Origin of the sequence: Pseudobutyrivibrio sp. (assembly GCF_017471675.1) — a bacterium.
Taxonomy (GTDB): domain Bacteria; phylum Bacillota; class Clostridia; order Lachnospirales; family Lachnospiraceae; genus Pseudobutyrivibrio.
The window spans coordinates 1-15,039 of record NZ_JAFUSK010000046.1 but is presented as its reverse complement, the minus strand read 5'-3'; the positions used below and the strand labels follow the sequence as shown (position 1 = coordinate 15,039).

Annotated in this window: 13 protein-coding genes; 9 read left to right on the top strand and 4 right to left on the bottom strand. The window is 39.1% G+C overall.

The window, feature by feature from the left end; genetic code table 11:
* Window positions 1–64 precede the first annotated feature (64 nt).
* Together IJ535_RS07810 and thrC are read left to right on the top strand one after the other, a co-directional pair.
* Window positions 65–2,782, top strand: a complete 2,718-nt coding sequence (locus tag IJ535_RS07810) for an FtsX-like permease family protein (protein ID WP_294300966.1) — start codon at window positions 65–67, stop codon at window positions 2,780–2,782.
* Between the two features lie 92 nt (window positions 2,783–2,874).
* On the top strand, window positions 2,875–4,365 hold the full coding sequence (gene thrC / locus IJ535_RS07805; protein ID WP_294300963.1) for a threonine synthase: 1,491 nt from the start codon (window positions 2,875–2,877) through the stop codon (window positions 4,363–4,365).
* Window positions 4,366–4,588: 223 nt separating this feature from the next.
* Here the strand turns inward: thrC and IJ535_RS07800 are convergent, their stop codons facing one another.
* Both IJ535_RS07800 and IJ535_RS07795 read right to left on the bottom strand, forming a co-directional pair.
* Window positions 4,589–5,470 (bottom strand): chemotaxis protein CheX, encoded by an 882-nt coding sequence (locus IJ535_RS07800; RefSeq protein ID WP_294293652.1) that lies wholly within the window; start codon window positions 5,468–5,470, stop codon window positions 4,589–4,591.
* 3 nt (window positions 5,471–5,473) lie between these two features.
* A complete protein-coding gene (locus IJ535_RS07795; protein WP_294293655.1) occupies window positions 5,474–5,854 on the bottom strand; it encodes a response regulator in 381 nt (126 codons plus the stop codon).
* A 195-nt stretch (window positions 5,855–6,049) separates the two neighbouring features.
* On the opposite strand from IJ535_RS07795, the gene IJ535_RS07790 reads away from it, so the two are divergent.
* The 3 genes from IJ535_RS07790 to IJ535_RS07780 all read left to right on the top strand — a co-directional run bounded on the left by IJ535_RS07790 (window position 6,050) and on the right by IJ535_RS07780 (window position 8,834).
* The gene (locus tag IJ535_RS07790) at window positions 6,050–6,400 is read left to right on the top strand and encodes a hypothetical protein (protein WP_294300960.1); all 351 of its coding nucleotides are present in this window, start codon (window positions 6,050–6,052) and stop codon (window positions 6,398–6,400) included.
* A gap of 80 nt (window positions 6,401–6,480) precedes the next feature.
* The gene (locus tag IJ535_RS07785; RefSeq protein WP_294300957.1) at window positions 6,481–7,152 is read left to right on the top strand and encodes a response regulator transcription factor; all 672 of its coding nucleotides are present in this window, start codon (window positions 6,481–6,483) and stop codon (window positions 7,150–7,152) included.
* Between the two features lie 14 nt (window positions 7,153–7,166).
* The gene (locus IJ535_RS07780) at window positions 7,167–8,834 is read left to right on the top strand and encodes a sensor histidine kinase (RefSeq protein WP_294300954.1); all 1,668 of its coding nucleotides are present in this window, start codon (window positions 7,167–7,169) and stop codon (window positions 8,832–8,834) included.
* Here the strand turns inward: IJ535_RS07780 and IJ535_RS07775 are convergent, their stop codons facing one another.
* Both IJ535_RS07775 and pyrB read right to left on the bottom strand, forming a co-directional pair.
* Window positions 8,835–9,272 carry an aspartate carbamoyltransferase regulatory subunit gene (locus IJ535_RS07775; RefSeq protein WP_294300952.1) on the bottom strand — a complete coding sequence of 146 codons (438 nt, stop codon included), beginning with the start codon at window positions 9,270–9,272 and terminating at the stop codon, window positions 8,835–8,837. It abuts the gene before it with no gap.
* A gap of 216 nt (window positions 9,273–9,488) precedes the next feature.
* Window positions 9,489–10,403, bottom strand: a complete 915-nt coding sequence (pyrB, locus tag IJ535_RS07770; protein WP_294293668.1) for an aspartate carbamoyltransferase — start codon at window positions 10,401–10,403, stop codon at window positions 9,489–9,491.
* 92 nt (window positions 10,404–10,495) lie between these two features.
* On the opposite strand from pyrB, the gene priA reads away from it, so the two are divergent.
* From priA to IJ535_RS14180, 4 genes are all read left to right on the top strand, one after another.
* Window positions 10,496–12,727: a replication restart helicase PriA gene (gene priA, locus IJ535_RS07765; protein WP_294300949.1), complete on the top strand. Its 2,232-nt coding sequence runs from the start codon at window positions 10,496–10,498 to the stop codon at window positions 12,725–12,727.
* A gap of 22 nt (window positions 12,728–12,749) precedes the next feature.
* Window positions 12,750–13,238, top strand: a complete 489-nt coding sequence (gene def, locus IJ535_RS07760) for a peptide deformylase (RefSeq protein ID WP_294300944.1) — start codon at window positions 12,750–12,752, stop codon at window positions 13,236–13,238.
* Between the two features lie 116 nt (window positions 13,239–13,354).
* On the top strand, window positions 13,355–14,851 hold the full coding sequence (locus tag IJ535_RS07755; protein WP_294300942.1) for a GH25 family lysozyme: 1,497 nt from the start codon (window positions 13,355–13,357) through the stop codon (window positions 14,849–14,851).
* Window positions 14,848–15,039: DUF4869 domain-containing protein (locus tag IJ535_RS14180; RefSeq protein WP_334298431.1), on the top strand; the 192-nt coding region annotated here is incomplete at its 3' end. The genes IJ535_RS07755 and IJ535_RS14180, both read left to right, overlap by 4 nt.

Sequence of the window (15,039 nt, the reverse complement as noted above, 5' to 3'; positions counted from 1 at the left end):
ACTGCAATAAAAAACTTACGGTAGATGCAAGTCTGCCTTATTTGCGTGCTCAGAAACAAAGGAAATGGCAGGAAAAGCAAATGTTTTCCTGCCATTTGTTTTAGGCGATTACGCCTGTCATCTTAACTTAATGACATTGGCTGTAGAGCCTTCCATTTCTTTTGATGTATTGGCAGATTATGAGGGAACGTCTCATGCCATTAAAGCCATCAGTATTCCAACTAAAATCAATAAAATAGAGCTTGTTGAAGGAAATATGCCATCAGCTGACAATGAATGTCTTGTAGATTCTTATCTGTTTGATAGTTCTTCTATTGGAAATATGGTGACTATTTCTAACAGCAATGAAAAAGAAGATAGCGACCATTTTAAATACAAGGAGTATAAAATAGTAGGTCTTGTTAAATCTCCCCTTTTTATCCAGTATGAACGTGGCAATACAGCTCTTGGAAGTGGAGTGTTAGATGGATTTATCTATATAAATGAGGGTGGTTTTGATTCAGAGGTTTATACGGATTGTTATGTTAAGCTGGATAGTGATTTGCCTCTTTATTCAGATGAGTATAAGGATTTGATAGAAAATAATGAGGATAGTATACAAAAAGCCTTAGATACAGCTGCTGAAAACAGGTATGAAAGAATAATAGCCGATGCCACAGAAGAATTAGCTGATGCTGAAAAAGAGCTTGAGGATAAAAGAGAAGAAACAGGTGAAGAGCTTGATAAGGCAAAGGCTGATTTGGATAAGGCAAAAAAGCAGCTGGATGCTGGAAAGACTCAAATAAATGAATATGAAAATAAAGAAGCTGAGCTTAAAGCTGCATTAGATGAAATGCTTTCTAATATAAACAAGATGGAGCAGGCTAAGCAAATGTCTCCTGAATACTATGATGAAACTCAGTATCAGACTTTAGTTGCTACTTATCAACAGTACAGTGCCAATCTTTATACACTACAAGCAGGTTTAGAATCTGCAAGAAAAGAATATGAAAGTGGCCTTGAAAAATATGAGGATGGGAAGGCTGAATATGAAGATGGAGTAGATGAGTTTAACACTAAGATAGCTGATGCCGAAAAGGAGATTGAAGAAGCAAGGGATAAAATAGATGACATAGAAGAAGCCAGTACATATCTAATGGGCAGGGATTCAAATATAGGTTATGTTTGTTTTGAAAGTGATTCCACAATAGTAGGTGCCATTGCAAATGTATTTCCTATATTCTTTTTCCTGGTAGCTGCACTTGTATGTATGACCACTATGAACAGAATGGTAGAGGATCAAAGAACCCAGATAGGTGTATTGAAGGCTTTAGGATATAGCAGTGGAAGTATTATGGGCAAGTTTGTGGCATATTCAGGAAGTGCTTCTCTAATTGGTGCAACCATAGGATTTGTTGCGGGTACAATTGCCTTCCCAAAGGCTATCTGGTTTGCTTATCAGATGATGTACAACACTTCTGATATAAGTTACTACTTTAGTTCATCTATGCTGATAATCAGCTTTATAGTTGCTTTATTATGTTCGGTGGGAGTGACTATTCTTTCATGCAGATATGAGATGCAGGAAATGGCAGCTTCTCTAATGCGCCCAAAGGCTCCTAAGGCAGGCAAGCGAATTTTTCTGGAGTATATTACATTTTTCTGGAACAGGCTAAAGTTTTTAAAGAAGGTTAGCCTTAGAAATATATTTAGATATAAAGGACGTTTGTTTATGATGGTGCTTGGCATCGGTGGCTGTACGGCACTTCTTGTGGCAGGCTTTGGTATATATGATTCTATTGCTGATATTGCTGTGAATCAGTTTACAAATATATCTAAGTATGATGTGGATATTACATTAAAGAATGGGGAAGAAGATGTATCCTTACTGGAAAATATGGGATATTCTAAGGAAGACTATCTTTTGTATTATCATACATCTGTGGATATGAAAGCTGGTAAGTACACTAAGAATATCTATCTTAATGTGTATGATAATGATGTTTCTTTAGATAAATTTTATGATATGCATGATGATAATGGTAGGCATATTAGCTTTTCAGATTTAAAGGATGATGAAGCTATAGTCAATCAGGGCTTAAGTGATAGATATAATATAAAAGTGGGAGATATAATAACAATATCTTCTGAGAATCTGGCCAAAACTAAGTTTAAGGTTGCTGCTATAAACGAAAATTTCATATATAATTACATGTACCTTACTAAAACGGGATACGAAAACACAATAGGTGAGCTTCCTGAAAAGAAAAATGTATATCTAAATGTAAAAGAAGGGGAGAATGCCCACGGAGTTGGGGCTAAGCTTATGAACGATAAAAGGGTGACTGTTGTATCTGCCACAGATGATATGCTTGATAGAGTAGACAATATGATGGAAAGTCTAAATATCATTGTGTATTTGGTAATCGGCTGTGCTATGGCTCTATCGGCTGTAGTTGTTTACAATCTTACCAATATCAATATAGCAGAACGAGTAAGAGAAATTGCTACTGTAAAAGTATTGGGCTTTTATAAGGAAGAAACAAGGTCTTATGTATTTAGAGAAAATATAATATTGTCTATTATGGGAGCGGCAGTTGGACTATTCCTTGGAAAGCTTCTACATGCGTTTATTATGAGTGAGATAGTGGTAGATTTAATTACATTTGATGTTAGAGTTACAATACTTAGCTATACTATAGCTTTTGTACTTACGGTAGTATTTACTTTTATTATCGATTTATTCATGGGAAAGAAGCTTGAAGAAATAAGTATGACAGAATCGCTGAAAGCTGTTGAGTAGATTTCTTCAAAATTGTGTAGATATTCACTAGATTTTAGCGCTTTAGTGTGTTAATGTATTTGGAAAGAAAATAATATAGAGAGGAAGAATCAATGGGAATCAATTACGTAAGTACAAGAGATACAAATAAAACAGAGATTACTGCTTCACAGGCTATCTTAAAGGGCTTGGCTGACGATGGAGGTTTATTCGTTCCTACATCTATTCCAAAGCTTGATAAGTCACTTAAAGAGCTTTCTGAGATGAATTATCAGCAGGTAGCTTACGAGGTACTTAAGCTTTTCCTTACAGATTTCACAGAGGACGAATTAAAGAAATGTATTGAAAATGCATACGACAGCAAGTTCGACACAGAAGAGATTGCACCTTTGGTATACGCTGATGGGGCATATTATCTTGAGCTGTTTCATGGTGCAACAATTGCTTTTAAGGATATGGCGCTTTCTATCCTGCCACATCTTATGATTACTTCCGCTCGTAAAAATAATATTAAGAATGATATCGTAATTCTTACAGCTACATCTGGTGATACTGGTAAGGCTGCACTTGCAGGTTTTGCTGATGTTGAAGGTACTCGAATTGTTGTATTTTATCCTAAGAATGGTGTATCCGCTATTCAGGAACGTCAGATGGTTACACAGAAGGGTGATAACACACATGTAGTTGGAATCAAGGGGAACTTTGATCAGGCTCAGACTGGTGTTAAGAAGATGTTCAATGACAAGGCATTAGCAGAGGAGCTTGATAAGGCAGGCTTCCAGCTTTCATCAGCTAACTCAATCAATATCGGACGTCTTGTTCCACAGATTGCTTACTACGTATATGCTTATGCTAAGCTTTTATCAGAGGAAAAGGTAACAGAAGGTGAAACAATTAACGTAGTAGTTCCTACTGGAAACTTTGGTAACATCCTTGCAGCATACTACGCTAAGAACATGGGACTTCCAATCGAAAAGCTTGTTTGCGCATCAAATGAGAACAAGGTTCTTTATGATTTCTTTACAACAGGTGAGTACGACAAGAACAGAGAGTTCATTCTTACAAATTCTCCATCAATGGATATCCTTATCTCTAGCAATCTTGAGAGATTAATTTATCACATTGCAGGTGATGATGCTGCTAAAAATAGCGAGCTTATGGAAAGCCTTAAGACTACAGGCAAATACGAGATTACAGCTGATATGAAGGCTAAGCTTGATAGCTTTTACGGAAATTATGCATCAGAGGAAGAGACAGGAAATACCATTAAGAAGCTATACGAGGATACAGGTTATGTAATCGACACACATACATCTGTAGCATCCACAGTATATAATAAATACAAGAACGAAACAGGAGATGACAAGACTACTGTTATTGCATCTACTGCAAGCCCATTTAAGTTTACAAGAGCTGTCATGGGCGCCATCGATTCAGCATACGAATCAGAGGAAGACTTTGTACTTGTAGACAAGCTTTCAGAAATCGCAAAGGTTGCCGTTCCTGGCGCCATTGAAGAAATCCGTAAAGCTCCTGTTCGCCACGACACAGTCATCGAAGTAGAGGACATGTGCCCAGAAGTAAAGCACTTCCTTAATGTGTAATATATTTAAGCGGCCTCCAAGTACAAAAGCCAGTGATGAATTCAATTCAATCACTGGCTTATTTTTTGTCTCATTTGATGAGGCGACTTCTCAACATAGGCAAGCGCGAGGAAGAGGGCCCCATGCAGTTAAGGAGGGACCCTTTAGGGAGGTTCCCTTGGCTGCAATGGGAGATGGCTTCCGGGAGCCCGGAATACTTCCTAGTCGCCGTACTAAAGTCGTACTAGAAGCATATTATCAAGTGTATAGTTCCAAATGGGTAGGCTACCGGAAAGTCTACGCATTTGTTAGGGCCACTGAGGACTCCTTCCATGGTGATTTCAGGTGGCGCAAGTGAAATCGTCTGGGAGGTGTCGTTGGATACGTTGACGATGAAGAGTCCATTGTGAAGGTTTAGAAAATCTTCTAAGGCCGCAATGACATATTCATCGAACTCTGCAAATTCTTCGTTGGCATATCTGGATGCAAAGGCAATGGCTGTTTCTCTGTCACAGTCTATGTGGGTTACATAATCTCTTTCACTGGAAATGGCCTGAGACACTCCAAAGGTGATTGGATATTCATCAAGTACCATAGGCGTGAGAGGAGAAAAATCTTCCCCAACAAATCGAATCAAGCTGTTAAACATCAGCTCAAGGTACATTACATTTGTAGGCTCTACAGGCATCTCTGCAACCAGGAAGAATTTTGATATTATGGCAGCTATTGCATCCTGGTTTTCTACATCTAAGCTTAGGTCGTAAAGCTCTGTATCATTTCTGTAGTCGAAAAGGATTCTCTCTAAATCTTCGTAGGAGAAGACACCATCTTCAACTAGATTCTGTCCTAAAAGAATGTAATCAGGAGTTTGCATTGATAGCAAATCGTTTACCTGATCTTCTGTAAGGTAACCTCGTTCAATTGCTATTTCGCCAAAACGTTTATCTTCTCTAGATTGTACATAGAGACACTCGTCCACTTCCTTGGCAGTCATAAGGCCTTCTTTGATAGCGATGGTGCCAAGCTTGATATGAGTTTGTGATAAGCGGGACATGGCTTCGAATAACTGATCCTGAGTTACAATTCCTCTTTGAAGCAGATAATTGCCCAAGAACTGTGTATACATAAATTATTTTCCTCCAAGACGAAGTTCGATTATTTCTTGAATCTGGTTCTTTTCAAAAGGCTTTTGGATAAAGTCCTTTGCTCCAAGCTGAATAGCCTTTTTTAATTGGTCCTGAGTACCAACTGAAGAAACAATTATTATGACTGCTTCATTATCAAATTCTTTAATTTCAGATAGAGCAGTATTGCCATCCTTCTCTGGCATAACGATGTCCATAAATACTAAGTCAGGTTTTTCTGATTTATATAAATCAACAGCTTCAGAACCGTTTTTTCCTTCTATAAATACGGCTCCTTCGGAAACTTCTTTGACGGCATCCATCAATTGTTTCCTTGCCAATACAGAATCATCGCACACTAGTATCTTTTTGCCTGAAATGTTCATACGCTGAATCCTCCTATATAGATTTATAATACAATATACAAAGGCAATATTCAAATGTATTTATCAGATAATAATGTTAAAATTTATTGAATTGAAGAAAAACATTCTTGCGGGAAACAATCTTCTTAATATGGAAAATAAATGGAAGTTTGAGTATAATTATTCATGTTAGAAAAGTATTTGGAGGATTTTGTTATGGACATGAGTTTTATGACTATTTTTGATGTAATTATAGGTATTTTGGGCGCTTACCTTCTCTTCATTGGTATTAAGGGCTATAAGAAGGGGGAGGTTGATCCAATGCTTGTCACTTCAGATGAGCTTCTTAAATGTAAGGATATTAAGGCTATGTCTAAGGAATTAATGCCAAAGACAGCTATATTCGGTGGTTTTTGTATATTGTTTGGTATACAGGGGCTTTTAAATGATACAGGAAAGCTTGTGGTTTCAAAGGCTGTAAATGCAGGATTTTTGATTGCATTTGTTGTAATCTACGTGCTTTTTTCTTATTTCCTTCATCAGGCAAAAAAGAAGTATATTCAGTAAAATGTAAGCTAAGCATCACTTAGAATTCACATATTTGTGCAAAATTATATTACAGGAGAATTTCGTTTACGGAGGTATATATGAAGAAGATTTTAGTTGTAGATGATGAGGAAAAGATTCGTTCTATAATTCGTAAATACGGTGAGTTTGAAGGCTACGAAGTATCTGAGGCCTGCGATGGCATGGATGCAATTACAAAGGTTAAGGAAAATGGCGATTATGATGTTATCATCATGGATGTTATGATGCCAGAGCTTGATGGCTTTTCAGCTTGCAGCGAGATTAAGAAGCTTAAGGATATTCCTGTTATCATGCTTTCTGCCAGAGGTGAAGAGTATGATAGAATACATGGATTTGAGGCTGGTGTTGATGATTATGTGGTTAAGCCTTTTTCACCAAAAGAGCTTATGATGCGTGTAAATGTTGTTACTAGCAGAACCAGAGCAGAAGAAACTAGTGCTGATATTTTCAGATACGAGGGGCTTGAAATTAACTTTACTGCAAGAACAGTTTCTATTGATGGCAAGAGAGTTGATATGTCACCTAAGGAATATGAGCTTTTATTCTACCTGGTAAGAAACAAGAATATTGCATTAGAGCGTGAGAAGCTTATTACTGAGGTGTGGGGTTACGATTACTACGGTGATGACAGAACCTTAGATACTCATATTAAGCTTTTAAGAAACAGTCTTGGTGAATACCGCAAGCTTCTTGTTACACTTCGCGGTGTTGGTTATAGATTTGAAGCCTAATTTGGAGGAAGCAGTTGAAAAAAAGTCGAATTAGTGTAAAGTGGAAGACATTTTTTATATTCTTAGTTTTTGCCATAGTACTTTTGGGAGTACTATGGTTTTTTCAGATTGTCTATCTTGATGATTTTTACAAGATTATAAAAAGGCAGGAAACGGAAGTTGTGTTAAAGGATGTGGAGAACATTCTTTATACATCTGAAAATCCTGATGATGACATAGAAAAAATAGCGGCCAGCAATAATCTGGGCATTTACATTACAGATAAGAATGGTGTGCCACTTTATAATGCTGAGTACATATCTAATTCTCAAATGTCATCATTGCCTCAGTTCATGTTTGGTTTGTTCTATGACCAGGCTGTAGCAAATGGGGGTGAGGCTGTTATTGAATTCAAGGGCAGCGAAATGCAAAAGAAGGTAGAAAGAGCAAGATATGCCTTTGAAAATATAGGAGATAACCCAGCAGAACAAGGAGAAAATGGTACTGATACTACCGAGGAAAGCGATAATGATAATTTAGATGATGCTGACGATACTGCTGGTGGGGATGAAAATGATGAGGCCCAATCACAAGAAGAAGCTGTTCCTGAAAAGCCGGCTGGTAAAATCGCATATACCATACCAGAAGAAAAGCGTGAAGAGGGATTCAGACAAAATATAGGTAATGATATGGCAGAATCTGTAATCTATGTTCGCATTATTGAGAACAATGGATTAGAAGAGGTTATAATGGTAAATTCTGTGCTAACCCCTGTAGATGCAACAGTATCTACATTAAAGGTTCAGCTTAGATTCATATCTGCAATTATGATTGTTATTGCATTCGTTCTTGCTGCTACTTTATCTAAAAGCCTGTCTCATTCAATAATTCGTATAAACGAAGGAGCCAAGAAGCTGGCAGATGGAGATTACTCTGTTAAGTTTAATTCTAGGGATTATATGGAGGTGGCAGAGCTGTCTGATACTCTTAACTACACTGCCACAGAGCTTGGTAAGACAGATAGCTTCCAAAAGGAATTGATTGCAAATGTTTCCCATGATTTGCGCACTCCTCTTACCATGATAAAAGGTTATGCAGAAGTTATGCGTGACATTCCAGGGGAGAACACTCCTGAAAATGTGCAGGTTATCATAGATGAGACAGAGCGACTTACAGGACTTGTTAATGATATGTTAGATATCTCCAAGCTAAAGGCTGGTACAATTACCATTCAGCCGGAGGAGTACAACATCACCGAAAGCATCCGCCATGTGTTAGAACGATACAATAAGCTTCGTGAGGTAGAGGGGTATACTATCGATTTTCAGTATGATGATGAGGTTATCGTATATGCGGATGAGCAAAAGATGTATCAGGTACTTTACAATCTTGTTAATAATGCCATCAATTACACAGGACCTGACAAGAAGGTTACAGTTATTCAAAAGGTTATTGATGATACCCTAAGGATAGAAGTAAAGGACACAGGTGATGGCGTTAAGCAGGAAGATATTCCTTATGTTTGGGATAGATACTACAAAGACAAAACAGCCCACAAGCGTGCCATCTCTGGCACAGGCTTAGGACTGTCTATTGTAAAAAACGTATTAGAACTACATGGCGCCAAGTATGGTGTTTCATCAAAACAAGGTCAAGGCGCTACATTCTGGTTTGAATTATCGTTGGATTTAAACGAAGAGTAATTATTTCACACCGCTATATTTCTCTTCGCAATACTTACAGCGATATACTTCGTTTTCTTCGTCTGTAAGGATGAAGATTTGATCTAGCTCTTGTTCCACGGTGCTTATGCATCGTGGATTTTTGCAGCTAATTACATTTTTGATTTCTTTAGGCAGCTTTAGCTGTCTTTTTTCAACTATGGCATCATCCTTAATGATATTGCAGGTGATGTTATGGTCGATAAATCCTAATATGTCCAAATCTACACGCTCTATTGGACACTCTATTTTTATAATATCTTTGCGACCCATTTTATTTGATTTTGCATTCATAATCATGGCAATTGTGCAGTCACAGCCTAGGTCTTCAAGATGCAGGTCGCGATAAATAGTCATAGACTCGCCGGCTTTAATATGATCTAACACAAATCCTTCATGTATTCCACTTATATTAAGCATGTCATTTCCTCCTAAGTTTATCTCTCGCCTGTTACGCAGACAATAAAATATATTCTTTCGTCGACTGATGTCTCCTACAGAAAATATTTTATTGTCTACTACAGGCTACTTGAACACTGTGATATATGGCTCGTCTGTTACGTACACAATCATAAATAATCCTTCGTCGACTGATGTCTCCTACGGAAACATTTATGATTGTTTACTACAGGCTATTTATACTAATTCTAATAGTGTTAGGATTAGCGCCATACGTATGTAGACGCCGTACTGGGCTTGGGTGAAGTACATGGCGCGGGGATCTTCGTCCACGTCCACGGATATTTCGTTGACGCGAGGTAGTGGGTGAAGAACCATCATGTCTTCTTTGGCAAGTTGCATTTTTTCAGGTGTAAGTATGAAGAAATCCTTTAAGCGGATGTAGTCTTCTTCGTTGAAGAAGCGTTCCCTCTGAACACGTGTCATGTAAAGAATATCAAGTTCGCTCATAACATCATCCAAAGAATCCACTTCCTTGTATTCGTAGCCATTCTTTTCCAACACATCCTCGCGGATGTATTCTGGAACCTTTAGTTCCTCTGGAGAGATAAGTACGAATTTGATTCCAGGGTAGCGCACAAGTGCATTAATCAAAGAGTGAACTGTACGGCCAAACTTTAAATCGCCGCAAAGTCCGATAGTAAGGTCTTTGATTTCACCACGTAAAGAGCGGATAGTAAATAAATCTGTAAGTGTTTGAGTGGGATGTTGATGACCGCCATCACCGGCGTTAATAACTGGAATACGTGAACGCTGCGATGCAACAAGTGGAGCGCCTTCTTTAGGATGACGCATAGCGCAAATATCTGCGTAAGAAGAAATGACGCGAATGGTGTCGGAAACACTTTCGCCTTTAGCTGCTGATGAAGAATCAGCGGAAGAGAAACCAAGAACTGAACCGCCAAGGTTAAGCATGGCAGCTTCAAAAGAAAGTCGTGTACGTGTACTTGGTTCGTAAAAACAGGTTGCAAGCTTTTTGCCGTGGCACTTTTCGGAGTAATTCTCAGGATGATTTTTAATATCATCGGCCAGGTCCATAAGCTGCTCTAATTCCTCCCTAGAAAAATCTAGAGGGCTCATTAGGTGTCGCATTGATTATCCTCCCTATGAAATTAGTTTTCAAAATCAATTTATTGTACCACATTGAATTTAAAATAAAAGCCTTTTATGATAAAATATTTTTCATGAAATACGCAGACATTATCATTGACATATCTCATGAGAGATTAGATAAAACATTTGAATATATTGTTCCACCTGAACTGGAAGATGAAATACATGAAGGTGTGCAGGTGGTTATCCCATTTGGCGCAGGCAATCGTGCCATCACAGGTTATGTGGTGGGGCTACATGATAAGCCTCAGTTTGATGTTACAAAGCTAAAGCCGATTGCACGGGTTGTTAAGGACAGTATCGCTATAGAATCTCAGCTTATTTCATTGGCTGCATTTCTTAAACGCAATTATGGAAGCACCATGAATCAGGCCCTTAAGACTGTTATTCCTATTAAGAAAAAGGAAAATGAGAAGCTTAAAAAGGAAATTAGTCTTGCAGTATCTACAGACCAGGCAAGGATTGAGTTAAACGAACTACTTACTAATAAAAGGCATGCTGTTGGCAAGGAAAGGCTACTTAAGGAGTTACTTGAGGTAGATGTATTAGACTGGGAGCTTGCCACTAAAAAGCTACAGATTCCCTCATCTAACATTAGGGATTTAGAGGCAAAGGGAATAGTTAAGATTGATTCTGTTAGAACCTTTAGAAATCCTCATTTGCAGGCAGATGCAACCAGAGGCAGAGTTACTTTAAATGAGGAGCAGGAGGCAGCAGCAGAACAGATAAAGGCAGATATTGATACAGGCCGCCACAAGACATATCTTATTCACGGTGTTACAGGCTCTGGTAAGACAGAGGTGTACATGGATGTTATGGAGCATGTGATAAATAAGGGTAAGCAGGTGATTGTGCTTATTCCAGAGATTGCTCTTACATATCAAACTGTTATGAGATTTTATACCAGGTTTGGAGATTCTGTTAGTATTCTGAACAGTCGTATGTCACCTGGGGAGCGATTCGACCAGTTCGAGCGGGCTAAATCCGGAGAAATCAGTATTATGGTAGGGCCTCGTTCGGCACTTTTTACTCCATTTACTAATCTTGGTCTTATTATTATAGATGAGGAACATGAGCCTAGCTACAAGTCAGAGGTGGTCCCAAGATATCATGCCAGAGAAACTGCGGTGTACAGAGCTTCGCTTACAGGAGCTACTGTTATATTAGGCTCAGCCACTCCTAGCTTGGAGGCATATTCTAGGGCAGTCTCAGGTGAATATCAGCTTATCACCCTTAATAACAGGGCAATGGGTCAGGAAATGGCACAATGCGAAATAGTAGACCTTAGGGCTGAGCTTCAATCTGGAAATCGTTCAATGCTTAGCCGCAGGCTAAAGGAGCTTATGGCAGACAGGCTATCAAAGAATCAACAGATAATGCTGTTTTTGAATAGGCGAGGCCTGATGGGCTTTGTTTCCTGCAGAGCCTGTGGTCATGTACTGAAATGCCCACATTGTGATGTAGCACTTCATCTGCATGCAGGTGGGGTAATGAAATGCCATTACTGTGGATACACCACTAAGGCAGCCAAGACTTGTCCTAGCTGCGGTAGCAAATACATCGGAAGCTTTAAGGCTGGAACTCAGCGCTTAGAGGAGATTGTTAAGGAAGCATTTCCTACGGCAAGGGTTCTTAGAATGGATGCCGATACCACATCAGGCAAGAATGGCCATGAGGAAATCCTATCGGCATTTGCAGCCCATGAGGCAGATGTTCTTATTGGAACACAGATGATTGTTAAAGGCCACGACTTTGCTAATGTAACACTTGTTGGTATAATAGCAGCAGATATATCACTTAATGAATCAGATTTTCACAGTGGTGAGCGAACATTCCAGCTTCTTACCCAGGCAGTGGGGAGAGCAGGAAGAGGAACGGAGCCTGGCATTGCTGTTATACAGACATATCAGCCTGAAAACTACGCAGTAGTTACATCAGCTAATCAGGATTACGATAGCTTTTTCAAGCAGGAGTTTGCTTACAGAAGATTGCTTCAATATCCACCTTGCTCACATATCCTTGGAATACAGGTTAGCAGCGAAAAGCAAGGGGATGCTATTGCACAGGCAGATATTTTAGCATCTGTGATTAAGCAGACAGATCCTGAAATCATTATTATGGGTCCAGAGGATGCCTACATAGGAAAGCTTAAGGATATTTATCGAAGAGTCATCTATGTAAAGGCTGACGATTATGATAGACTAGTAAGGGTTAAGGATGAAATCGACAAATTCTTACTTGAACAAAAAGAGTATCGAAGTACAACCACATGGTTTGACTTCGACCCAATTTCAACAATATAGTTTTTATGAAAGGATTTATGAAATGGCACTATTAGAAATTAGAGAATATGGAAAAGATGATGTATTACTTAAGGTGTGTAAGCCTGTAAAGGAGCTTACACCTCGTCTTAAGACCTTAATCGAGGATATGTATGAGACTATGTATGATGCAGATGGTGTAGGACTTGCTGCCCCTCAGGTAGGTGTTCTTCGCCGCATTTGTGTTATCGATGTAGGAGAAGGTCCTGTTACGCTTATTAACCCAGAGGTTCTTGAAACATCTGGAGAGCAGACTGGTAACGAGGGCTGCCTTTCAGTTCCAGGTAAGACAGGTATGGTTACTCGTCCTAATTACGCCAAGGTAAAGGCACTTAATGAGGATATGGAAGAGTACATCGTAGAAGGTGAAGGCCTTATGGCTCGTGCTCTTTTACATGAGATTGATCATCTTGACGGTCATATCTACACAGAAAAGGTAGAGGGCGAGCTTTACAATGTAGAAGACCTTATGGAAGAGTACGAAGAAGAATAAGAATAAAAAGGACTTGAATAAGCGACATGAATAATGATTATGAAAAATTAAATAGCCAGAGGTCTCATAGCTTAAGCAGAGCCAGAAGAAGGAGAGAGCTTCAAAAAAGAAGGATAATGTTTGCATCTATTGCAGGCGTGCTAGCATTAGTACTTATCATTGGTACAGTGTTTATAGTTAAGAATGTGCATTCTAAGAATGATGAGACAGACTTGGTAGCAGAGACTGTGGAGACACCATCCAAGGAAGATGACGATGCTAAGATAGAGGTGGTTTATCCTGATGAAGAAGGGGCTGCTGATTCTGTTGAGGACTCTGACCCAGAAAGCACTGCCACAAAAGAAACTGGTGCTGAAGTAAATGTTGTAGATATTGTTAATGCCAGCAATGTTGGTGAGAATTCCAGCATTACCTATGGTATTGATGTTTCTAAGTTTCAGGGCACAATAGATTGGGCTCAGGTGGCAAGCACAGGCATTAATTTTGCAATGGTTCGCGTAGGCTATAGAGATTCTGTCACTGGAGAAATCAAAGCAGACACTAATGCCAAATACAATATGCAGGAAGCTGAGAAAAATGGCATTAAGGTTGGCGCTTACTTTTTCTCAACAGCAGTAAATAACACTGAGGCAGTGGAAGAAGCTGATTGGGTAGCAAATTACATCAGCAAATATGCCATTACATATCCTGTGGGTTATAACTGCGAAGGATTTGAAAATAGTAAGAGTAGACAGTACAACCTTACAAAGGACGATAGAAGCAAGGTTGCAATGGCATTTCTTAATGAAGTTTATAATAAAGGGTACACACCCATCTTTTATGCTTCCAAAAATGAAATGGCAAACGATACCAAATGGAATACTTCTACCATAGGCTCTAAGTACAAGATTTGGATGGCTTGGTACAATCAGGATACATCAAATGTTGCAAATGGACCTTCTGCTGGGTTTAAGTATGATATGTGGCAGTATTCTAATCAGGGAGATGTTCCTGGAATCAAGGGTAAGGTAGATGTTAACATTGCTTACTTTGGATATAATGGTACAGAAAGTGCTAAGGACACATCAGGACGTGAAGTGGCTACTGCTGATGTGGAAGCACTGATGAAGTTTACTGAGGTTAACGAGGCTGTTACAGCTAAAAGTAAGACAAATCTTAGAGATAAGCCTAGCCAGGGAGCAGATAGTACGGTTAAGACTACGCTTCTTAATGGGCAGGTTGCAACAAGAACTGGTGTCAGCAACAGCGGATGGTCTAGAGTAGTGTTAGATGGCGCTACTTATTATGCTGTATCAAGCTATTTAACTACAGATACATCGGCACCAGCCCAGGCGGCTACTCCAGCTCCAGCACCAGAGCCTGCACCAGCTCCTGCGGCACCAGGCTTCAAAACAAAGTTTACCGATGTTAACGAAACAATCACTGCAAAGGAAATGGTTAACCTTCGCAGTAAACCAAGTGTCACCGATGCCGATTCAGCTGTAGTAGTAACTCTCTATAACGGCCAGACAGCAGTCCGCACCGGCGTAAACAACGAGTACGGCTGGTCTAGGGTAGAATACAACGGACAGGTGCTCTATTGCGTAAGCAGTTTTATTAAGGTAGTGGAATGAGTGGAGGAATTATGCTGAAAATTTATTTTGGAGAATTGGAAGCAGACAACTATATATTTAATCCCGATGTTTATTTTAATAATACATACGAAGATGAGTGGATTGTAGATAAGCTATCAGTTGATATGATTAAGGATGTTGATGGTTCAGATGTGATAGGACCTAGACTAATTGATAGTCCCTACCTT